Below are 22,402 nucleotides of genomic sequence, written 5' to 3' on the forward strand. Positions count from 1 at the left end.
AAACAACTTGAAACATGCACAAATGAAACTATTTATCATATGCTTTTACTTCTGATTAAAATTAACCAACAACATGAATTCACACTTGGAGTTTTCGATGCTTCCCGCCTGTTCTCGCACCGCCCTGGCCAGCGCCATCGCGCTGGCCTCCACCCTGGCAACCAGCGCCCACGCCAATGAGCCTTTGACCTTGAGCGATGTGGTGGTTTCAGCATCGGGCTTTGAACAGAAAATTACCGACGCGCCGGCCAGCATCAGCGTTATCAGCCGCGAGGACCTGCAGCAGAAGCGTTACAACAACCTGGCACAGGCACTGGGCGACGTGGAAGGCATCGATATTGGTCAGGGAACCGGCAAAACCGGCGGCCTGAATATCAGCATTCGCGGCATGCCAAGCCAGTACACACTGATTTTGATTGACGGTCGTCGGCAGAATGCCGCCGGTAACGTCACCCCCAACGGCTTCGGCGAAACCTCCACCAGCTTTATGCCTCCGCTATCGGCGATTGAGCGCATTGAGGTCATCCGTGGTCCGATGTCCACTCTTTATGGCTCCGATGCAATGGGCGGGGTGATAAACATCATCACCCGCAAGGTGGCCAAAGAATGGACCGGCTCGCTGACCCAGGATTACACCTACCAAGAAAACCGCGATTTCGGCGACACCCGCAACACCAGCATCTACGCCAGCGGCCCGCTAATCGACGGCCTGCTCGGCCTGCAAGTACGCGGCAGCCTGTTTGACCGTAACGAGTCGGACCTGAGCTACGGCGACGGCATTGAGGTCAGCAAGCGCGGCCCATCACCCGTCGATGGTGGCAACAACACCTTGGGCGCGCGCCTGAGCCTGACACCGCACGAAAGTCACGACTTTGGCCTAGATGTGGAACGCGGCCGTCAAGCGTACAACAACGACGAATGCCAACTGGGCACCCTCGACGGGCTGAATCAGGGCTGTACCGATACAGACAAAACGAGAGCTAACGGCTATGCGGACGAACTGCGCTTTGAGCGCGAGCAAATTGCTCTAACTCATACTGCACGCTTGGGCTTCGGCACACTTGAATCAAGCTTGATGCATAACACCACCGAGACAATCGGCCGCACAATCCCAGGTACTATCGGAACCCCCACAGTAGTCCCTGGCGCTATCGGCGGTGATGCCCGTGACTTGGAAACCACCAATTTGGTATTCGACACTAAGCTGACTGCACCTATCGGCGAGTCCCACATAGGCACCATTGGCGGGCAATGGTGGGATGCCGAAATGACCGATGGCATAGCCCAAACTACCTTTGAGCAAAAGACTTGGGCGGTTTTCGCCGAAGACGAATGGCGTCTGCGTAACGATCTTGCTCTGACACTGGGCGCTCGTTACGACGATCACGAGAGCTTCGGCGGACATATCAGCCCGCGTGCATACCTAGTGTGGAACACTACCGATAACTGGACACTAAAAGGTGGCGTTAGCCGTGGCTATCGCACCCCTGATCTGAACGATCTGTATAGCGGGGTAAATGGCGTTACCAGCCAAGGTCGAGTGGTTACCATCGGCAATCCATCGTTGGAACCAGAAACCACCACCAGCACAGAATTCGGCGTTTACTTCGATAATTTGGCCGGTTTCAATGCCAACGCCACCCTGTTCCACAACAAGTTCAAAGACAAAATCTCCAGTGGCGACGCCATACAGATCAGTGGTCGCCCAGGTATTCCGGACGGCAGCTATTCACAGCAAGTAAACATTGATGAAGCCGTCACCCAAGGCCTCGAATTGGCCGCCAGCTGGGAGTTCGCCCCCGCCTGGACCTTAAGTGGTAACTACACCTACACCGATAGCGAACAGAAGAGCGGTGGCAACAAAGGTGAGCCGCTAACCAACACGCCCGAGCACCTGGCCAACGCTAAGCTCAGCTGGCAGACCACCGACCGCCTCAACCTGTGGTTGAAAAGCGAGTACCGCGGCGAGCGCGCGCGCTTTACATCCAGCTACGAGAACCTAGTCAACACCGACGACAGCTACTCAACTAACCAGTCGATCTACGACACCCTGGGCAAGAACACTAAGGCCTACACCCTGTTCCACCTAGGCGGCTCGTTCAAGGCCACGGAAAACCTGACGCTTAACGCCAGCATCTACAACCTGCTTGATAAAGACTTCGTCAATGGTAAGGCCTATACCACCTACTCTCAGCCGCGCTACAACAACTCTGGAGTGCTCACAAGCGCCGGAGGCCGCCCCGATGGTACGGCTTATGGTACCGACTATATCCATAGCGGCGCAGCGACTACAGGCGTTCTGGAAGAAGGCCGCCGCCTCTGGCTGTCGGCCAACCTCACCTTCTAAGCCGATACCCCTCGCCTAAACCAAAGCCCGCAGCCTTTACCGGCTGACGGGCTTTTGCATAAGGGCTGAGGGATCGAGCAGCAAAGACGCGAATGTATGTTATTGGTAAATTATTAGTATTCAACCTCAAATCCCCCTTAAAATCCCTCCACATTGGCACGCATCACCGCTGCCAAATTATTAGCTCAGTCTCGATATAAGGATTCACATGCGTCCCTGGCTTGGCACCCTGCGCCAATGGCACTGGATCAGTTCTGCACTGTGCTTGGTCGGCATGCTGCTGTTTGCCGTCACCGGCATCACCCTTAACCATGCCGCGCAGATTGAAGCCAAACCGCAGGTGATCACTCATCAGGCGCAATTGCCCGACGCATTGCAGAGCGCATTGCAGGACAAGCTGCCTAGCCAAGGGCTGCCGCTGGATCTGCGCCAGTGGCTGGAAGCTGAACTATCGATTCGTCTCGATGGCCGTGACGCCGAATGGTCAGATGGAGAACTGTATATCGGCCTGCCGCGCCCCGGCGGCGATGCCTGGCTGAGTTTGGATATTGGATCCGGCGCGCTGGAATTCGAGTCCACCAGCCGCGGCTGGATCGCTTATCTGAATGACCTGCACAAGGGCCGTAATACCGGCACGGCCTGGTCGTGGTTTATCGATGTATTTGCCGGGCTCTGCGTGATTTTCAGCCTCAGCGGCCTGTTGCTGCTGCAACGCTACGCCGGTAACCGCCCGAGCACCTGGCCGGTACTCGGCCTGGGCCTGGTACTCCCCGTTCTGTTGGCTCTGCTGTTTATTCACTAAGGACACCGTTATGCCCAAACGCTTGCTGTTGCCCATCTGCGCCCTGCTGAGCGCGCCCGTCCTGGCTGCCGAGTTGCAGCTTGAGGTGGAAATACCGCGCCTGCAGGTGGCTGAGTATCACCGCCCTTACGTGGCCATCTGGCTGGAGCAACCAGACCAGAAACACGTCGCCAACCTGGCTGTGTGGTACGACCAAAAGCTCAAGGACAAGGAAGGCGAGAAATGGCTCAAGGACCTGCGCCAGTGGTGGCGCCGCAGCGGTCGCAGCCTGGAGATGCCAGTCGATGGCGTCAGCGGTGCAACCCGCGCCGTGGGTAAGCAGAGCCTGAGCTTCAACAGTGCCGATGCGCCGCTCAAAGAGTTGCCGCCTGGCGAATACCGCGTGGTGGTGGAAGCCGCCCGTGAAGTCGGCGGCCGTGAGCTGCTGCGCCTGCCCTTCACTTGGCCGCCGCAACAAGCTACCAACCATCAAGCCCAAGGCAGCAGCGAGCTGGGTCAAATCACCCTGCAACTCAAGCCGTGAACGTCAGCCCTCACCTACTAAGGAAGACCGCTATGCACCCACTCGTAAAATGGACCGCCCTGACCCTGGCCATCTGCCTGCCGCTTTCTGCCCAAGCGCACCGCGCTTGGATGCTGCCTTCAGCCACCGTGCTATCGGGTGAAGACCCGTGGGTGACTGTGGATGCGGCGGTGTCTAATGACCTGTTCTACTTTGAGCACTTCCCGCTGCGCATTCAGGGCATCGGCAACCTGGACAACGTGCCCGCTGGCGGCCCGCCTGGCATGCGCCCTCGCCCAGCGGCCGTGCTGCAACTGTTTGCCCCAGACGGCAGCGCTGCCAAAGCCGAGAACGGCGCCATCGGCCGCTACCGCAGCACCTTCGACCTGCACCTGACGCAGAAAGGCACCTACAAACTGGCCATCGCCAACAGCGGCCTGTTCGCCAGCTGGAAAGAAGGCCAGGAAAACAAGCGCTGGATGGGCAAGGCCGAAGACTTCGCCAAGCAGGTACCCGCCAACGCCGCCGAGCTGAAAGTGGCGCAGAACAACAGCCGCATGGAAGTGTTCGTCACCTCCGGCAACCCAACGGATACCGTACTGAAAACCACCGGCGTTGGCCTGGAGCTGGCGCCCATCACTCACCCCAACGACCTGTTCGCCGGTGAAGCGGCTGAGTTCAGCCTGCTCCTCGATGGCAAGCCGGCCGCTGGCGTGGAAGTCAGCGTAATCCCTGGCGGCAACCGCTACCGCGATGAGCTGGGTGAGATCAAAACCACCAGCGATGCCAATGGCAAGATCAGCATCACCTGGCCGCAAGCAGGTATGTACTGGCTGGAAGCCGAGCTGAGCAGCAAAGAAGGCGTCAGCGCCCCGGCCACCGAACGCCGCGCGTCCTACAGCGCCACCCTGGAAGTCCTGGCCCCTTAAGCCATGCACCTGTAGCCCGGATGTAATCCGGGGATGATCCCCAACGGCCATCCCGGATTGCATCCGGGCTACGCCCCCAGTCTGGCTCGCCATCTTGATCACCGCCTCGCGACGTTACGCCCTGCGCCACTGGCCCCTACCGACCTGCCTGTTACTGGCTAGCCTGCTGCTATGGCTGCAACCGGCGCGCGAACTCAGCGCAACCCTGATCAGCGTCACCTATATCGCGCTGTGCCTGCACTACTGCTGGCCACAGCGTCGCAACACACATACCGATCAAACCGACGAACTGTTGATCGCCTACGCCAGCCAGGGCGGCCAAGCACAACGATTAGCCGAACGCAGCTGCGCGCAATTGCTCGCCAGCGGCCTGCCGGCGCGCTGCATCGCCCTCAACCAATTAAGCCGCGCACAGCTGGCAACCCTCGAACGCCTGCTACTGGTCGTCAGCACCTACGGCGATGGCGAAGCGCCGGACAACGCGGCACGCTTTGAGCGCGCACTGCTCAATCAACACGCGCTGCCGCAACTGCACTTCGCCATCCTGGCGTTAGGCGACCGCAGTTACCCGCAGTTCTGCGCCTTCGGCCAACGCCTGCAACAACGCTTGCAAGCGCTCAAAGCGCAGCCGCTGTTCGACCTGCTGCAAGTCGATTGCCTGGATGCCGGCGCCCTGCGCCACTGGCAGCAGCAACTTGGACACCTCAGCGGTGACAGTGATTTTGTCGACTGGCAACCGGCGCACTATCGCCCCTGGCAACTGACCCAGCGCCAGTGCCTGAACCCGGGCAGCATCGGCGCACCGATCTATCACATACGCCTAAACAGCACAGATATCGTGGACTGGTGCGCCGGCGATATCGTCGAAATCGGCCCACACCATGCCCCGCAGCGCGTCATCGACTGCCTGCAACAACTCGGCCTTAACCCGCAGCGGCGGCTGGCTGACGGCCGACGCCTAAGCGATGCAATCAGTGCGCGCCACCTGCCGAGCAGCGGGCCAGATGAACAAGGCCTCGAACCCTGGCTGGCTCAACTGACAGCCCTGCCGCACCGGGAATACTCCATCGCCTCCAACCACGAAAGCGGCGCTCTTGATTTGTTAATGCGCTTGCAGCATCAGGCTGACGGCAGCCCTGGGCTGGGTTCAGGCTGGCTGTGCCTGCATGCCGAAGTAGGCTGCCAGATCGACCTGCGCATCCGGCGTAACCCCGGCTTCCATGGCCCGGATGCTGCCACGCCACTCATCCTGATCGGCAGCGGCAGCGGCCTCGCCGGCCTGCGCGCGCACCTGCAAGAACGCGCTGCAAATCCGCACTCACGTAACTGGCTGCTGTTTGGCGAACGCCACGCCGCCCACGATGCGTTGCTAAATAACGAGCTGCGCGCCTGGCAACACAGCGGCCACCTTGAGCGCCTCGACCTCACCTATTCGCGCGACGGCCACCCACAACGCTATGTGCAGGACGCCCTGCGTGATGCCGCCCCCGCTCTGCACGCGTGGCTGGCCGATGGCGCTGCCATCTACCTGTGCGGCAGCCTCGACGGCATGGGCCGCGACGTAGACGCTTGCCTGCGCCAACTACTGGGTGATGAACAGGTGGAGCAGCTGAGCCAGAGCGGTCGCTATCGGCGTGATGTGTACTGAGGGCGACCTTAAGACAGCCCTGCTGAAGGGGTACGGCGCACCTGATTAGCTGCGGTTAATCCCCCTACGCTTATGCGCCCAAGCCTACGCATGACCCTCTGCCCACAGCCCTGATGAGCGCTGCGCAACTCGTAGAAGTAGCTCGGCTCACGATGCTTTCGATTCGCGGGCAAGCCTTCTCCCACAAGAGCTGAACACCCCCGCAAAGCCCCGCGCCCTCTAAAAGCCGCACAAAACAAAACCCCGGGCACTGCAGGCAGTGACCGGGGTTTTCAGTGAATCCATATCGTGCGGCCACCTGCCCATAGATCAGATAGGTGGCCGCAAAGGCGGGCTTAGAAGGCGTAAGTCGCCGACAGCACCGCTGAACGCGCATCACCGTATTCAATGGCCGAAGAGCGGGTGTTGAGGCCGACGTTCTGGCGCACGCTCTGCACATAGTCCTTGTCGAACAGGTTGTTCATATTCAGCTGCAGGTCGAGTTCCTTATTGACCTTGTAGCCGAGCATGGCGTTGTGCACCCAGTAGGCATCCAATTTGGCGTTGTCGCTGGAGGTCACGTTGCGTTCACTGGCGTAACGCGCACCGTAGCCGACGCGCCAGCCGGCGGGCAGCTCATAGGTGCTCCACAGGTTGAAGGAACGTGGTGGCGTGTTACCCAGTGCCTGACCCTCACGGACGAGGCCGGCAGCAGTATCCGCGGCCTTGAGGGTTTCGCTGTCGAGGAAGGTGTAGTTGGCGTAGACATTCCACTGATCAGTAATACGGCCGGTCGCACCAAATTCGACGCCCTGCACGCGCTGCTCACCCGCCAGCTGGGTGGAGCCATCGGCCATGGTTTCGCGGGCGTTGGTTTTCTCAACACGGAACACTGCAGCATCAAGTTGCAGGCGGCTGTTGAGCAGCTCCCACTTGGTGCCCAGCTCCCAGGTTTGGTTCTCTTCTGGGTCCAGATCCGTAGCTGCAGCACTCAGCGCGCCAGAGGAGGCCAGGTTTTCAGCGGCCGGGTTGAAGGAGGTGCCGTAGGCCAGGTAGATACGGCCATTCTCAGCCGGTTTGTACACCACACCGGCACGCCCGCTGAGTTCCTTGTCACGCGAATCCACACGCGTCACGGTGCCAGCTGGCAGGGCGAGGTTCTTCGAGTCGCCTTTGATCCAGTCATAACGCAGACCCAGGCTCAGGTCCCACTGCTCATTCAGGGCAATGGTGTCGAAGGCATAGATGGCTTCGTTCTCCAGCTGAGTGGAGGTTTCAGCGGAGCGTGCTTTGTTGGTTGGCCCACTGTAATGGCCCGGCGGATTGCCCAGGTCGAAGCTTTGGCCAGCGAAATTCAGACCATAGCTGTAGGTATTGCGATCGTAATCCTCACGCGACACCTCAACACCGGTGACCAGGGTGTGGCCCAGGCCGAAGGTGTCGAAATACGCCGTCAGGTTGGTCTGGTTAATCCACATCTCGCTGGTCACGTCGCGGCCATAGCCTTGCGGGCCTGCTGGGCTGTAACGACCGGCCGGCACGCCGGTCAGGTTGACATGGGACGCCGAAATGACCGTATCGCGTTTAACCTGGCTGTAACGGCTGAGGTTCTGCAGACGCAGGCTGTCGCTGAAATCGTGCTCAAATTTAACGGTGAACGCATCGGTCTGGATCTCTTCCTTATCGATGTTCTTCCAACCGAAAAACGCATCACGATCAACACCCGCCAGGCGCTTGCCATCGAAGGCCGGTACGCCGTAGTCCGGCAGGTTGTCATCGTTCTGATGCAGATAGCTCAGGGTCAAGCGCGTCGAATCGCTCAGGCCTAGCAGCAGCGAAGGGGCAATACCCCAGCGCTGACGGTCGATCGCGTCACGCCCCGGCACATCGTTCTCATGGGCCATCAGGTTGAGGCGCACCGCGCTGTCGGTGCCGACGCCGTCCAGGGTCTGGTTGGTGTCCAGGGTCAGGCGGTGATAGTTATCAGTGCCCAAGCTGGCCCCGATCTCGGTGAAGTCGCGCTGGCGCGGCTGCTTGCTGACTTGGTTGATGCTGCCGCCCGTGGTGCCGGAACCGCCAAACACCGAGTTGGGGCCCTTGATGACTTCGACAGCTTCGATGTTGAAGGTGTCCGTACGGTTGTTCTGCGAGCTGTCGCGCAGGCCGTCGATCTGCATATTGGCGTTGGCGCTAAAGCCACGAATGTTGATGCTGTCGCCCGAACCACCACCGCCCTCACCGGCGTTAAAGGTGATGCCGGACACGTTGGCCAGCACTTCTTTCATGCTCAGGGCTTTCTGCTCTTTGAGCAATGCCTGCGGCACCACGGTGATGGTCTGCGGGGTGTCGAGCAGGGGTACAGCGTACTTGGCCGAAGCCGAGGATTCAGTTTTGTAGTCGTCGACCTGTTGGCCCTTGACCGTCACACTGCCCAGCTCAACTGGTGTTTTGGCCTTTTGCAGCGCTTGTTCAGCCGCCATACCTGCACCCGCCCAGGACGCGACGGCCAAACCGATGGCCGAAGCCAGAAGACGACGCTGCGGCAGGTTGCCGGCTTTTTTACCCATACCCATGAGAACCACCCCCAGATCAAAACGAGGCGTGATTCTATTTGATAATCAATATCAATCAATAGGGATTTACACTTTTATTCGCATCAAATTCCGCTCTGCGGTTTTTTATCCCACACGCACTGCTCACCAATGCTGGCCAGATCGCGACAACCCGTCAGTGCCATTGCCACTTCCAGCTCAGCCCGCAACAGCTGCACCACATGGGCCACCCCGCTCGCCCCAGCCGTAGCCAGAGCGAACACATACGGCCGACCAACCAGCACGGCATCGGCGCCCAGGGCCAAAGCCTTGAACACATCCGTGCCGCGACGAATACCGCCATCAAGCAGCAGCGGCACGCGCCCCTGCACCGCTGCTGCGATTTCCGCGAGCACCTCAATGGTTGCCGGTTGGCCGTCCAAGGTGCGTCCGCCATGGTTGGAGACAATGATGCCGTCAACCCCTTCAGCCACCGCCCGCTGCGCATCCTCGGCGCTCATCACGCCCTTGAGCAAAATCGGCAGACGCGTCAGCGAGCGCAGCCATTGCACGTCCGCCCAACCAGGCGCAGCTGCCAGCAGTGCACCGCCGAGCAGCAAACCACCGCTGGGCGGAGCGCTTTCGCGTAGCGGCTGCATACCGCGCAGATTAACCGCCTCAATGCCCTCAGGCAGGCTGAAACCGGCGCGCTGTTCGTGGTTGCGCACGCCATTGACCGGTGCATCCACCGTCAGCACCAGCGCCTGATAACCCGCCGCCTCAGCGCGCTTGACCAACGCCTGGGTAAAGGCCCGATCCGGCTGAATATACAGCTGAAACCACAGCGGGCTGTGCGCCTGCTCGGCCAGCGCTTCAAGCGACACACTGGCCTGGGTGCTAAGCACCATACCGGCCTGCACTGCCGACGCGGCCAACACCGTGGCCAACTCGCCATCATCATGGGCCAGGCGTTGGTACGCCACTGGCGCGAGAAAGATTGGGTGCGCGAACGTCTGGCCGAACAGCTGCAAATGAGTGTTACCCCCGCTCAGGTCGGCCAAAACCCGCGTGCGCAGGCGAATGCGCTGAAACGCCGCCTGATTCTCCGCCAGGGTCAACTCATCGGCTGCACCGCCCGCAATATAAGCCCAGGCCTGGGCGCTCATGCGCTCGCGGGCAAGGGGCTCATAGTCCGCAACGGAGGCGATGTTAGGCGGGATCTGCGTCAACTTCGGCAATGGCATGTCGGTCATGTATTGGCCCACTGGCGCAGCAGGTTGTGATAAACCCCGGTCAACCGCGCCAGCTCGGCCGATTCGGGCACTTCAAGGGTCAGCGCCTGCACCGCCCGATCCAGCTCCAGTAACAGGCTGCGCTGGGTGTCGTCACGCACCAGGCTCTGAATCCAGAAGAACGCCGCATAGCGCGTGCCGCGGGTCACCGGCTCAACCCGGTGCAGGCTGCTGCCGGGATACAGCACCAGATGCCCGGCCGGCAATTTGACGCGGTGGCTGCCGTAGCTGTCCTCGACCACCAGTTCGCCGCCGTCATACTCGTCCGGATCACTGAAAAATAGCGTGGCCGACAGGTCGCTGCGCACCCGATGCGGCGTACCCGGCACGCTGAAAATCGAATTATCGATATGGTTGCCGTAGGTGCCACCGTCGCTGTAGCGATTGAACCGCGGCGGCAATACCTTCAGCGGCAACGCAGCTGAGACGAATAACGGGTGATTGCCCAGACGCTGCACGATGAAGTCACCCATTTGCACCACCAGCGGGTCATCCTGCGCCAACTGCTGGTTGGCCTTGGCCTTGATCGCTTGATGCCCCGCCGTCAACCGACCATCCAGCCAATCGGCCTGCTCAAACGCCTGGCGACACTCGCGCACCTGCTCGGGCGTCAGCACATCGGCAATGCTCAACATCATGGTTCGTTCTCCTCACAGGCCGCCTCAGCGCCCACCACCCAATAGTTGCGAATGATTCTAAATAGCCGACGCGAACTATGACAGCGCCACACGCACGTTCCATTGATCCAGGCCCGCACCACCGCAAGATTTCGCCCGCAGAAACAAACAAGGCGCTCGTTTGCACGAGCGCCTTGTTGGGTCAGCAGCAACGCGTGGGCGTTACAGGTAGAACGCCTTCAGCGGCGGGAAGCCGTTAAATTCCACAGCGCTGTAGCTGGTGGTGTACGCACCAGTAGACAACCAATACAGGCGGTCGCCAATCGCCAGATTCAGCGGCAGGCCGTACTTGTAGTTCTCGTACATGATGTCGGCGCTGTCGCAGGTGGGGCCGGCGATCACCACCTCTTCCATCTCGCCCTTCTTCTCGGTGTAGATGGGGAATTTGATTGCCTCACCCATGGTTTCAATCAAGCCGCCGAACAGCCCAACATCGACATACACCCAACGCTCGACAGCGGTACGTGACTTACGTGCCACCAGCACCACTTCACTGACCAAGACGCCGGCATTGGCGATCAAGGAGCGCCCAGGTTCCAGGATGATCTCTGGGAGTTCGTCGCCGAAGTCTTCCTTAAGGAAGCGAATGATTTCCTCGGCATAGGTTTCCAAGCTGTTGGTGCGGGTGATGTAGTTGGCCGGGAAGCCACCGCCCATGTTGATCAGTTTGAGTTCGATGCCGTCTTCTTCTTTCAGCCGCTCGAAGATCACCTTGACCTTGGCAATCGCCGCGTCCCACACCGAGATATCACGCTGCTGCGAACCCACGTGGAACGACAAACCGTAAGGCACCAAGCCCAGGTCACGGGCCAAAATAAGCAGGTCCATGGCCATGTCGGTCTGGCAGCCGAACTTGCGCGACAACGGCCAGTCAGCGGTGGTCGAACCTTCGGTGAGAATGCGCACATAGACTTTCGAGCCCGGCGCCGCCTTGGCAATGTTGCGCAGGTCCGCTTCCGAGTCCGTGGCGAACATACGCACACCCTTCTCGTAGAAGTAGCGAATGTCCTTGGCTTTCTTGATGGTGTTGCCGTAGCTGATGCGCTCTGGGCCAACGCCTCGACCCATGACTTTATCCAGCTCATAAATGGAGGCGATGTCGAAGCTGGAGCCTTTTTCCTTGAGCAGGTCGATGATCTCGACGGCCGGGTTGGCCTTCACGGCGTAGTACACGCTGGCAAATTCAAAGCCGGCGCGCAGGTCGTCATAGGCCTGACTGATGATCGAGGTGTCGATCACCACAAACGGGGTTTCCTGCTTATCAGCAAAGGCCTTCATGCGTTGGAAAGTAGCGGGGGCGTAATAATCTTCGACCTTGATCGACATGCTCAACTCCAATGGGCTAAACCAGAAACACAATAATTCGGGCAGCTAAACCGTGCTCAGGTTCAACTGCGCGTCGGGGGCGGCCGTCAACGGGCCAGAACGCCTGATCAGTTTCCCCACTTTGGTTCGCCTACTTCCCAAGGCATGTCGCCGAGCACGTTAAAGTCTCTCGTCGTCAGTACTTGAGCCGGATGGATCGTTGCCAGCATGGACGTTCGGGCGCGAACTTTAGGGCTATGGGGGGCTGAGATCAACCAAAAATGCCGTACTTTTGACCCTGATTGTCGCCTGCTTGATTGAACGTTTTATATTCAAAACAAAACGTCATGGAATGCTGCACAACGGCGAAAAGAACCACGGTTTTGTCCCCTGACTACAGGTGGCCGCGCTGACCGACGTTTACCGTTATAATCGCCGCCTTTTTTGACAGACCGACTATTCAGTCGACGGGTTCTCGCACAATGACCATCCAGGCCGCCGAAGTCGCCAAGCGCCGCACGTTCGCCATCATTTCTCACCCCGACGCCGGTAAAACCACCATTACCGAGAAGCTGCTGCTGATGGGTAAGGCGATCTCTGTCGCGGGCACAGTGAAGTCGCGCAAGTCCGACCGCCACGCCACCTCCGACTGGATGGAAATGGAAAAGCAGCGCGGCATCTCCATCACCACCTCGGTGATGCAGTTCCCGTATCGCGAGCACATGATCAACCTGCTCGACACCCCCGGCCACGAAGACTTCTCGGAAGACACCTACCGCACCCTCACGGCGGTAGACAGCGCGTTGATGGTGCTCGACGGCGGTAAAGGTGTTGAGCCACGCACCATCGCCCTGATGGACGTGTGCCGCCTGCGCGACACGCCCATCGTCAGCTTTATCAACAAACTCGACCGCGACATTCGCGACCCCATCGAGCTACTTGATGAAATTGAAGCGGTGCTGAAGATCAAAGCCGCGCCGATCACCTGGCCGATTGGCTGCTACCGCGACTTCAAAGGTGTCTACCACCTGGCTGACGACTACATCATTGTTTACACGCCGGGCCACGGCCATGAGCGTACCGATGTGAAAATCATCGAAAAACTCGACTCCGACGAAGCCCGCGCCCATTTGGGTGACGAATACGAGCGCTTTATCGAGCAGCTGGAACTGGTGCAGGGCGCTTGCCATGAATTCAACCAGCAAGAGTTTATGGACGGTCAGTTGACCCCAGTGTTCTTCGGCACCGCGCTGGGCAACTTCGGCGTGGATCACGTGCTCGACGCGGTGGTCAACTGGGCACCCAAGCCGCTGGCACGCGTGGCCAACGAGCGCACCGTGGAGCCGGTGGAAGAGAAATTCAGCGGCTTTGTGTTCAAGATCCAGGCGAACATGGACCCCAAGCACCGCGACCGCATCGCCTTTATGCGCATCTGCTCGGGCAAGTACAGCCAGGGCATGAAGATGCGCCACGTGCGCACAGGTAAAGACGTACGCATTGGCGACGCCCTGACCTTCTTCTCCAGCGAGCGTGAAATGCTGGTCGAGGCCTACGCCGGCGACATCATTGGCCTGCACAACCACGGCACCATCCAGATCGGCGACACGTTCACCGAAGGCGAAGCGCTGAGCTTCACCGGCATCCCGCACTTCGCCCCGGAGCTGTTCCGCCGTGTGCGCCTGAAAGATCCGCTGAAATCCAAACAGCTGCGCCAAGGTTTGCAGCAGCTGGCTGAAGAAGGCGCCACCCAGGTGTTCTTCCCCGAGCGCAGCAACGACATCATCCTCGGCGCCGTCGGCGTGCTGCAGTTCGATGTGGTCGCCAGCCGCCTGAAAGAGGAATACAAGGTCGAGTGCGCCTACGAGCCGATCACCGTGTGGTCCGCGCGCTGGATCGACTGCAGCGACAAGAAGAAGCTTGAGGAATTCGCCAACAAGGCGGTAGAGAACCTGGCGCTGGACGGCGGCGGCCACCTCACCTACCTAGCGCCGACGCGCGTCAACCTGGCGCTGATGGAAGAGCGCTGGCCAGACGTGAAATTCCGCGCCACGCGTGAGCATCACTAAGCCGCACCACCCTCTCCCCAACCCTCTCCCGCCAGCGGGAGAGGGGGCCGAACGCGACAAGCCGTCGATCTGCGATCAAACGCCCGGACTTTGGCTAAACCGCCAACCCCTCAAGCAATAAGGTCAGCTCCCCTCGCCCGCTTGCGGGAGAGGGGCTGGGGGAGATGGCTGATTTTGCTCCACCCACAGCCGCAACTGCTCAAGCACCGCATCCGTTTGCAATAGCACTTCATGGTTCCAGAAACGCAACACCTCAAAGCCCTGTCCGCGTAGCCAGTCATCACGCTGCCGGTCATAGGCTGACTGCTCCAAATGCTGACCGCCATCCAGCTCAATGACCAGGCCTATCTCCAGGCACACGAAGTCCGCGATGAAATGGCCCAACGGCTTCTGCCGCTTGAACTTCAGCCCCATAAAGCGATGGGCGCGCAGTTGATACCAAAGACACCGCTCTGCCTCGGTCATCTCACGCCGCAACGTTCTGGCACGCACCCTCATCAGCCCGCCCATAAGCTACCCTGCTCCCTGCAAAGACCACTGTTTGAGCAAACACTAGACCATGCGCCTGATCGACACCCACACCCACCTGGACTTCCCCGACTTCGACGTTGACCGCTCCGAGCTGCTGGCACGCTGTCGCGACCTCGGCGTTGAGCGTCTGGTAGTGCTGGGCGTGTATCAAGCCAACTGGCAACGGGTGTGGGATCTGACGCTGAGCGAGGATGGCCTGTACGCCGCCTTCGGCCTGCACCCGGTTTACCTGGATCAACATCACCCAGAGCATCTGAACGAGCTGCGTGATTGGCTGGCACGCTACGCCGGGCACCGCAAGCTCTGCGCTGTCGGCGAGATCGGCCTGGACTACTTTCTCGAACAGCTTGACCGCGAGCAGCAACAGCAGCTGTTTGAAGCCCAACTCAAACTCGCTATCGAATTCGAACTGCCTGCACTGCTCCATGTGCGCCGCGCCCATGCCGCGACCATCGCCACGCTCAAGCGCCTCAAACCCGCACGTGGCGGCATCATCCATGCCTTTGCCGGCAGCCTTGAAGAAGCGCGCGAATACCTCAAGCTCGGTTTCAAATTGGGTCTCGGCGGCGCGCCGACCTGGCCGCAAGCCTTGCGCCTGCGCAAGGTAGTCGCACACCTGCCGTTGGACGCTATCGTGCTGGAAACCGACGCCCCCGATATGGCCCCTGCCATGCATCCCAACCAGCGCAACAGCCCCGAATACCTGCCAGACATCTGCACAGCCCTGGCCGAGTTGCGCGGCATCAGCGCTGACGAACTGGCCCGCGCCAGCAGCCGCAATGCGGCTGAGCTGTTTGCCTGGGGCTGACCCTGCGCCGGCGCCTAACCAGCCACTGGAGATGCGGCCTTCTCTGCCACCAATGGCTGAGTGCCCGCGCGTTTGAGTAGCGCATAACTCACCCCGGTCAACAGGCTACCGGCAGCGATGGCAAAGAGGTACAGCAGCGCGTGGTTGATGGCGTTAGGAATCAGTAGCACAAACAAGCCGCCGTGCGGGGCCATCAGCTTGCAACCGAAGTACATCGACAGTGCCCCCGTCAGCGCGCCACCGGCAATGCAGGCTGGAATCACCCGCAGCGGATCCTTGGCAGCAAACGGGATCGCGCCTTCGGAGATAAAGCACAGCCCCAGCACACCCGCTGCTTTACCGGCCTGGCGCTCGCTTTGGGCGAACTTGTGCCGCGCCAGCAGCGTGGCAATGGCCATACCGATGGGGGGCACCATGCCGCCCGCCATGGCTGCCGCCATCGGCGCGTAGCTCTGCGACGCCAACAAGCCCACCGAGAAGGCATACGCCGCCTTGTTGATCGGCCCGCCGAGATCAACACACATCATCGCGCCCAGGAGCAGCCCGAGCATTACCGCGTTGGAGGTGCCCATGGTGTCGAGGAACACCGTCAATCCGGCGAGCATCCCGGCCACAGGTTTACCGACCACGAAAATCATCACCAGGCCAGTAAACAGGCTGGCCAGCAGCGGGATGATTAAAATCGGTTTGAGCGCCTCCACACTCACGGGCAATTTGACCCAGCGCGCGATGGCTTTGGCTGAGTATCCGGCAAGGAATCCCGCGACGATGCCACCTAAAAAGCCCGCACCCAAACTGCTGGCCAGCAGCCCGCCGATCATCCCCGGAGCCAACCCCGGCCGGTCGGCAATCGAATAGGCAATGTAGCCTGCCAGCAGTGGCACCATCAATTTGAACGCCGCGTCGCCGCCAATCTGCATCAACGCCGCCGCCAGAGAGCCTTCTTCCTTGAACGCTTCAATGCCAAACACAAACGACAACGCAATCAACAAACCACCGGCCACCACCATCGGCAGCATGTAAGACACGCCCGTCAGCAGGTGCTTGTATGGGCCAGCCTGCTCGCTTGAGCGACTGCCCGCGCGGGGTGGTGCCGCATCCCCCGCCAGTGGGCGCGCCTCACTAAACGTACGTTCAAGCGTTTGCTGCGGCTGCTTGAGCGCCACACCGGTGCCACAGCGATAGACGTTCTTGCCCGCAAAGCGGGTGGTGTCCACTTCAATATCAGTGGCCAGCAGCACGGCGTCGGCCGCAGCAATGGCCGCCTCATCGAGCACGTTGCGCGCCCCCACCGAACCACGGGTTTCTACCCGTAACTCGATGCCCATGCGCGCTGCCGCCTGCTGCAACGCCTCGGCTGCCATAAAAGTGTGTGCCACGCCGGTCGGGCAGGCGGTAACCGCCACCAGAGATCGCGGCGCGGGCGCAGCGAAAGCCGCCCCCACATAGGGCTGGGCGCGCTCAGCCGACTCCAGCAGAAAGCGCCGAGGATCAATCAAGGCTTCGGCGGGCGTGGACTGCTGCAGGCGCTTACCGACGAAGCGGGTCAGCGACAGCTCGCCGGTTTTAACCACCACGACCAAGTCGGCGGCGGCAATATCGGCGGCGCTCAGCGGCGAGCCGATGGCAAGCGCGTCTTGCACTTCCACTTTAGCGTTCCAGCCCAAGCGTTCGGCGGCGGCATGCAGCAGCCGCGAGCACAGCACACTGGTGACTTGGCCATTGGGGCAGGCGGTTACGATCAGCAGATTCATGGTCAATGCCTCTTATTCTTGCAAGGGCTGTAGCAGCACGGCTGCTTCTAAGCGCGCCAATTGTTCGCGGTCGTGAATGCCAAAGCCGATCTGGGTGACCGCTTGCGCAGCCACCGCCGTCGCCAGGCGCAAGGTGCGTTCGGCCGACCAGCCTTGCAGCAGGCCGTGCAGGCTTGCGGCCAGCAGCGAATCGCCAGCCCCAACCGTACTGGCCACGTTCACTTGCGGCGGTACAGCGCGCAGGGCAATCGCAGGACCATGCCAGTCGACGCCAGCGCTGCCTCGCGACAGCAAGACATGCTCGATGCCTTGCGCACGCAGTGTGCGGATGGCCGCCGTTAGGTCGCTGCCACAGACCTCACGGAGCTCCTCTTCATTGGGTTTGATCAGCCAAGGCGCGACCGCCAACCCGGCCTGCAGCGCCGCACCGCTGCTGTCGAGCGCCAGCGGTACGCCACTGGCTTTGAGCCGGCGTAGCAACTCGGCAAACCACTGAGGGCTGACCCCACGCGGCAGGCTACCCGCCACCACTATCGCGTCGTGGCCTGCCAATAGCGGCCCCAAGGTATCGAGCAGCCCTTGCAGATGCTCAGCCTCAACCTGCAGGCCGGGACCGTTGAGGTCGGTAATGCGCCCATCCGCCTCGGCTAATTTGATATTGCTGCGCGTCTCGCCCGGCACGCGAACAAACGCATCGTGAAAACCACGTGCCTGCATCAGGCTTTCGAACGGTTGCGCGTTATCGCGACCAAGAAAACCGCTGACCGTCAGGTTATGACCAAGGTCAGCCAGCACTTGGGCAACATTCAGCCCCTTGCCAGCCGCGTGACGTGTGAGGCCCTGGCTGCGGTTGACCGCGCCGGGGATGAGGCGATCGAGACTAACCGTCAAGTCCAGCGCTGGGTTTAGCGTCAGGGTCAGGATGCGGGCCATTAGTGCATCCCCGCGATCAAGGCGCGCACGGCGGCGGCACTGTCGAGCGTCAGCGCCTGCGCAGCCAGGATGCGCGCGTCGCTCATTGTGAGCTCGCGCACACGCGCCTTGACCAAGGCAATCGCACGCGGTGCCACGCTCAGCTCGTCCACCCCGAGGCCGACCAGCAACGGCACGGCCAAACGGTCGCTGGCCAGCTCGCCACACACACCCACCCATTTACCGTGAGCATGTGCGGCCTCGACCGTCATGCCGATCAGCCGCAGCACCGCCGGGTGCAGACCGTCGGCCTGGGCCGAGAGCGTCGGGTGGCCACGGTCGATAGCCAGGCAATACTGGGTCAGGTCGTTGGTGCCAATGCTGAAGAAGTCCACTTCGCGCGCCAGTTGCACGGCCATCAAGGCCGCAGAGGGTACTTCAATCATGATCCCCAGCTGCAGGTCCGCCACGGGGATCTCCTCGCGCAGGCGCTGCGCCATATCACGCGCCACGCGCCACTCCTCAACGGTGCTGACCATGGGAAACATGATCCGCAGTGCGCGCCCGTCGGCCGAGGCCAGCAAGGCGCGCAACTGGGTTTGTAAAATCTCCGGGTGCTGCAGACTAAGACGAATGCCGCGCACGCCAAGGAAGGGATTTTCCTCAGCGGGCATCGGCCAATAAGGCAGCGGTTTATCGCCACCCACGTCAAGGGTGCGCACCACCAGTGGACGCCCGTCCAGAGCGTCCAATACGCGTCGGTATTCGCGCTCCTGAGTCGCCTGACTTGGGGCGTGGGCATGTTCCATAAACACCAACTCGGTACGAAGCAAGCCAACCGCTTCGGCCCCCAACGCCACGGCCTCGGCCGTTTCAGCGCTGGCACCGATATTGGCGGCCACCTCAATCTGCACGCCATCACGGGTTATCGCCGGTTGCAGGCGATCAGCGTGCGCCTGCTGTTGGCGCAACTGTGCGGCTTCGCGCTCACGCAGTGCGTGCTGCAAGGTGGCGGCATCCGGTGCAATTCGCAGCCACCCGCTGTCGCCGTCGAGCAACAATGGCGTGCCTTGCTCCAGCGCCAGAATCGCCCTGCCGGCACCGACAAGAGCCGGAATGCCCAAGGCCCGCGCAATAATCGCGCTGTGGGCGGTCGCCCCGCCGCGTGCGGTGACGATGCCTGCCACGCGCTTAGGGTCCAGGCTGGCTACATCCGAGGGGGCCACCTCGTCCATCACCAAGATATAGGGCTCACGTGGTTCTTCTGCAACGCTAATACCGCACAAGTGCGCCAGTACGCGGCGCCCGATGTCACGCAGATCCGCCGCGCGCTCGGCCAGCAAGGCGTCGCGCAACGACTCCTGACGCTGCGCTGCCGCCTCAATTTCAGCCTGCCAGGCCGCCTCGGCACTGGCACCCGCCAGCAAGCGCACCTCGACATCGTCAACCAGTGCGGGGTCGTCGAGCATGGCCAGGTGCGCGCTGAAAATCTCGCGAATACTGGCCACGCCTGCACCGTCGACCAGCCGCTGGATCTGCGCCGCTACCACCGCACGCGCGGCCACCAAACGCTGGCGCTCGTGATCCGCGCCCTGCCCCCGCTCGGCATAGTCAACGTGCGCAAACACCCGCACCAGCGCCGGGCCGACGGCGATACCCGGCGAGGCGGCTACCGCCAGCAATTGACTGCCCGCTGGTGGGGCCACCAGTGCAGACGTCGATAACGGCTGCGCAACCTCAAGCGGTTCGCTCAGCAGCGGCTCCACGGTTTCACCCAGGCCGTTTTCCAACGCCGCCTGCAGCGCTGGTAACGCACCGGCAGCGATGCTCGGCTCAGCGCTGAAGTGCAGCATCTGTCCGCGCCGGGCACCCAGCGACAGCAGGCGGCTGAGGCTTTTCACCGACACCCCGGCCCCCTCATCACCAAGCAGGCGCACGCGCAATTCGCCGCTAAAGCGCTGCGCCAGTTCACTCAGCACCTTAGCCGGGCGCGCATGCAAACCGTGCGCGTTGAGCAGCGGCAGGCACACGCTTGGCCAATCCGGGGCCACCTCACCGCCCAGCGCCTCGATCACCCGGCGGCTGTCATTCGCTTCACTCAGCTCCGCGGCACGGCCGCCGATTAGCACATCACACAACCGCTCCAGCGCCTGACGATGAGCCTCGCCCTGGCTGGCCAGGCAAAACAGCCCTTTGAGCGGCTCATCGCGAAAACTCAACGGCTGCACCGGCGTAACAAACGCCAGGCCTGGCCGCTGCACACTCTGCTCGCTGTGCAGCCACCACAAGCCATCGCCCAGCGGTAACGGCGCGCTGCGCGCCAAGCCAATGGCAAAGCCGCTGCTCGCACACCCGGCTTGGCGCAACAGGCGTGCGCCCTGCCACAGCAGCTCATCGAAATCCTCAACCTGCAGCCCCAAACCGACCAGTTGCCCATCCAGCGCCAGCGCCTGTGGCGCGCCCTGCAGCAATTCGACGATGCGCTCAGGCTCACGCGCCTGACGCAGCGCCTGGCTGAGGTCACCTTCACCCAGCGCGCGAGTCAGCAGTTGCAATAGGTGTAGGTGCTCATCTGACTGCGCCGCAATGGCAATGGCCAAATACACCTGCTGGCCATCCCCCCAGTCCACCCCATCAGGAAATTGGATCAGCCGCACGCCCGTGCGCAGAACTTGGTCGCGGGTCTGCGGCGTGCCGTGCGGAATGGCGATGCCCTGACCAAGAAAGGTCGAACCCTGCGCCTCACGCGCCTGCAAACCGGCCAAGTACTGCGCCGTGGCCAGGCCGCCCTCGACCAGCGCCTCGCTCAACATGGCCAACGCCTGCGCCTTATCCACCGCCTGGCGACCGATCTGGATCTGGCTAGCATCGAGTTCGAGCATGGGGAGCATTCCTCTGGCTGTGCACTGTACGGGCTGGCAAGGTGCCAAGCCGGCTTACAACTTAATTGATGGGCGCGCTTGCTGAATCGATTCATCAAGCACTGGCACCTTAGCTGATAATGGGTAATCCTTGAAGCCCGCCGCTAATCACAGCACATTACCCGCCGCGCACAGAGGCGCCAGACACCCTCGCCCCCAGCCCTTTTTCAGTTCTTAGGTATGCCCGTGAAACTCAGTGACATCGCCAAGCTGGCGCACGTTTCAGTCACAACCGCCAGTTACGTGATTAACGGCCACGCGGCCCAGCGCCGAATCAGCCCGGCTACCGTAGAGCGCGTACTGGCAGTGGTCGAACAACATGGCTACCGCCCGGATCAACAGGCAGCGGGGCTGCGCCGTGGCCACAGCCACTGCCTGGGTTTCATCCTCCCGGACCTGGAAAACCCCAGCTACGCCCGCCTGGCCAAGTTGCTGGAGCAAAAGGCCCGCGCCGCTGGCTATCAATTGCTGATAGCCAGCTCCGACGACAACCCGGACAGCGAGCGGCAGTTGATCGAGTTATTTCGCTCGCGCCGCTGTGCCGCGCTGATTGTTGCAAGCTGCCTACCCCAGGACGACCCGCTCTACCCTGCATTGGTGGCGGGTGGCTTGCCGATCATCGCCGTGGACCGCGCCCTCAGCGCCCAACACATTCGTTCCGTGGTCAGTGACGACCAACAGGCCGGCAAACAGTTGGCGCAGAGCCTGCTTTCGCCCAAACCCCGGCATATCGCCCTACTTGGCGCGCGCCCGGAACTGGTCATCAGTCAGGCCCGCGAACGCGGCTTTCGTCAGGCGCTGGAGGATTTCGATGGCCGCATCAGCGTTTACCACGGCGGACAATTCAACCGCGCCAGCGGCTATCAACAGATGCAGCGCTTGCTCACGGATGCCGGCCCACCCGACGCCCTGATTACCACCGCCTATGTGTTGCTCGAAGGCGTTTTTGACGTACTCCATCAACAGCCTGACGCCATCGGCTCAGCATTGCGCCTAGCCACCTTTGGCGATGCCCAGTTGCTCGACTTTCTACCCCAGCGGGTCAACACCACCAGCCAGCAACACGAACGCATCGCTGAACGAGTCATGACCTGGGCGCTACAAGCCATCGAGCAAGCCGACTACCAGCCCGGCATAGACGCCATCCCGCGCTGCTTTAAGGCCCGCTTGTAAACCCGCGCAGTGCAGCGAGAGAACGCGGCTGCAGCGCCATACCCATTACGACGGGAAACAACCGCTAAAAACGCCCAGACACCTGCTCAATAAACAACCAACACCCTGAAAGCCCCGCAGCACCTGCTCAAGCGCTAAGGCTGCACACCTTATCCACAGTTTGCTGCACCGTTATTGTGGGTTAACTGTTTGAATTGAAATGCTATTTATCCACAGCACAGCGCT

Annotated in this window: 16 protein-coding genes; 8 read left to right on the forward strand and 8 right to left on the reverse strand. The window is 61.2% G+C overall.

Annotation, left to right across the window (positions count from 1 at the left end; all coding sequences use genetic code 11):
• Window positions 1-97: 97 nt before the first annotated feature.
• The 5 genes from AC0J6G_RS13360 to AC0J6G_RS13380 all read left to right on the forward strand — a co-directional run bounded on the left by AC0J6G_RS13360 (window position 98) and on the right by AC0J6G_RS13380 (window position 6,228).
• Window positions 98-2,347 carry a TonB-dependent receptor domain-containing protein gene (locus AC0J6G_RS13360; RefSeq protein WP_475248450.1) on the forward strand — a complete coding sequence of 750 codons (2,250 nt, stop codon included), beginning with the start codon at window positions 98-100 and terminating at the stop codon, window positions 2,345-2,347.
• A gap of 208 nt (window positions 2,348-2,555) precedes the next feature.
• Window positions 2,556-3,149, forward strand: a complete 594-nt coding sequence (locus tag AC0J6G_RS13365; RefSeq protein ID WP_475248452.1) for a PepSY-associated TM helix domain-containing protein — start codon at window positions 2,556-2,558, stop codon at window positions 3,147-3,149.
• A gap of 10 nt (window positions 3,150-3,159) precedes the next feature.
• Entirely contained in the window at window positions 3,160-3,672 is a 513-nt protein-coding gene (locus AC0J6G_RS13370; RefSeq protein ID WP_475248454.1) for a DUF2271 domain-containing protein, read from the forward strand.
• A gap of 32 nt (window positions 3,673-3,704) precedes the next feature.
• On the forward strand, window positions 3,705-4,580 hold the full coding sequence (locus AC0J6G_RS13375; protein ID WP_475248456.1) for a DUF4198 domain-containing protein: 876 nt from the start codon (window positions 3,705-3,707) through the stop codon (window positions 4,578-4,580).
• Window positions 4,581-4,674: 94 nt separating this feature from the next.
• The gene (locus tag AC0J6G_RS13380; protein WP_475248458.1) at window positions 4,675-6,228 is read left to right on the forward strand and encodes a sulfite reductase subunit alpha; all 1,554 of its coding nucleotides are present in this window, start codon (window positions 4,675-4,677) and stop codon (window positions 6,226-6,228) included.
• Window positions 6,229-6,563: 335 nt separating this feature from the next.
• Here AC0J6G_RS13380 and AC0J6G_RS13385 read toward each other — a convergent pair whose 3' ends face one another.
• The 4 genes from AC0J6G_RS13385 to AC0J6G_RS13400 form a co-directional block, all read right to left on the reverse strand.
• Window positions 6,564-8,774, reverse strand: a complete 2,211-nt coding sequence (locus AC0J6G_RS13385) for a TonB-dependent receptor (protein ID WP_475253750.1) — start codon at window positions 8,772-8,774, stop codon at window positions 6,564-6,566.
• An 89-nt stretch (window positions 8,775-8,863) separates the two neighbouring features.
• Window positions 8,864-9,982: an alpha-hydroxy acid oxidase gene (locus AC0J6G_RS13390; protein WP_475253752.1), complete on the reverse strand. Its 1,119-nt coding sequence runs from the start codon at window positions 9,980-9,982 to the stop codon at window positions 8,864-8,866.
• Window positions 9,983-9,987: 5 nt separating this feature from the next.
• Entirely contained in the window at window positions 9,988-10,668 is a 681-nt protein-coding gene (locus AC0J6G_RS13395) for a Fe2+-dependent dioxygenase (RefSeq protein ID WP_475248459.1), read from the reverse strand.
• Window positions 10,669-10,869: 201 nt separating this feature from the next.
• Window positions 10,870-12,033: a type III PLP-dependent enzyme gene (locus AC0J6G_RS13400; RefSeq protein WP_475248461.1), complete on the reverse strand. Its 1,164-nt coding sequence runs from the start codon at window positions 12,031-12,033 to the stop codon at window positions 10,870-10,872.
• A 461-nt stretch (window positions 12,034-12,494) separates the two neighbouring features.
• On the opposite strand from AC0J6G_RS13400, the gene AC0J6G_RS13405 reads away from it, so the two are divergent.
• Window positions 12,495-14,078, forward strand: a complete 1,584-nt coding sequence (locus AC0J6G_RS13405; protein WP_475248462.1) for a peptide chain release factor 3 — start codon at window positions 12,495-12,497, stop codon at window positions 14,076-14,078.
• 123 nt (window positions 14,079-14,201) lie between these two features.
• Here AC0J6G_RS13405 and AC0J6G_RS13410 read toward each other — a convergent pair whose 3' ends face one another.
• Entirely contained in the window at window positions 14,202-14,588 is a 387-nt protein-coding gene (locus tag AC0J6G_RS13410; protein WP_475248464.1) for an endonuclease domain-containing protein, read from the reverse strand.
• A 49-nt stretch (window positions 14,589-14,637) separates the two neighbouring features.
• Here AC0J6G_RS13410 and AC0J6G_RS13415 point away from each other — a divergent pair, with 49 nt between their 5' ends.
• Window positions 14,638-15,417 carry a TatD family hydrolase gene (locus AC0J6G_RS13415; protein WP_475248466.1) on the forward strand — a complete coding sequence of 260 codons (780 nt, stop codon included), beginning with the start codon at window positions 14,638-14,640 and terminating at the stop codon, window positions 15,415-15,417.
• Window positions 15,418-15,431: 14 nt separating this feature from the next.
• Here the strand turns inward: AC0J6G_RS13415 and AC0J6G_RS13420 are convergent, their stop codons facing one another.
• The 3 genes from AC0J6G_RS13420 to ptsP are packed head-to-tail and all read right to left on the reverse strand — an operon-like array spanning window position 15,432 to window position 20,965.
• Complete coding sequence (locus AC0J6G_RS13420; RefSeq protein WP_475248468.1) at window positions 15,432-17,171, reverse strand: fructose-specific PTS transporter subunit EIIC; 1,740 nt, start codon at window positions 17,169-17,171, stop codon at window positions 15,432-15,434.
• Between the two features lie 12 nt (window positions 17,172-17,183).
• Window positions 17,184-18,104, reverse strand: coding sequence for a 1-phosphofructokinase (gene pfkB, locus AC0J6G_RS13425; RefSeq protein ID WP_475248470.1), 921 nt, complete (start codon window positions 18,102-18,104; stop codon window positions 17,184-17,186).
• Window positions 18,104-20,965 carry a phosphoenolpyruvate--protein phosphotransferase gene (gene ptsP, locus AC0J6G_RS13430; RefSeq protein WP_475248472.1) on the reverse strand — a complete coding sequence of 954 codons (2,862 nt, stop codon included), beginning with the start codon at window positions 20,963-20,965 and terminating at the stop codon, window positions 18,104-18,106. The genes pfkB and ptsP overlap by 1 nt, the downstream gene beginning before the upstream one ends.
• Window positions 20,966-21,190: 225 nt before the next feature.
• Here ptsP and cra point away from each other — a divergent pair, with 225 nt between their 5' ends.
• Entirely contained in the window at window positions 21,191-22,177 is a 987-nt protein-coding gene (gene cra / locus AC0J6G_RS13435; RefSeq protein ID WP_475248474.1) for a catabolite repressor/activator, read from the forward strand.
• Window positions 22,178-22,402: the final 225 nt, after the last annotated feature.

This window comes from Pseudomonas sp. TS_SC_3 (assembly GCF_056156225.1).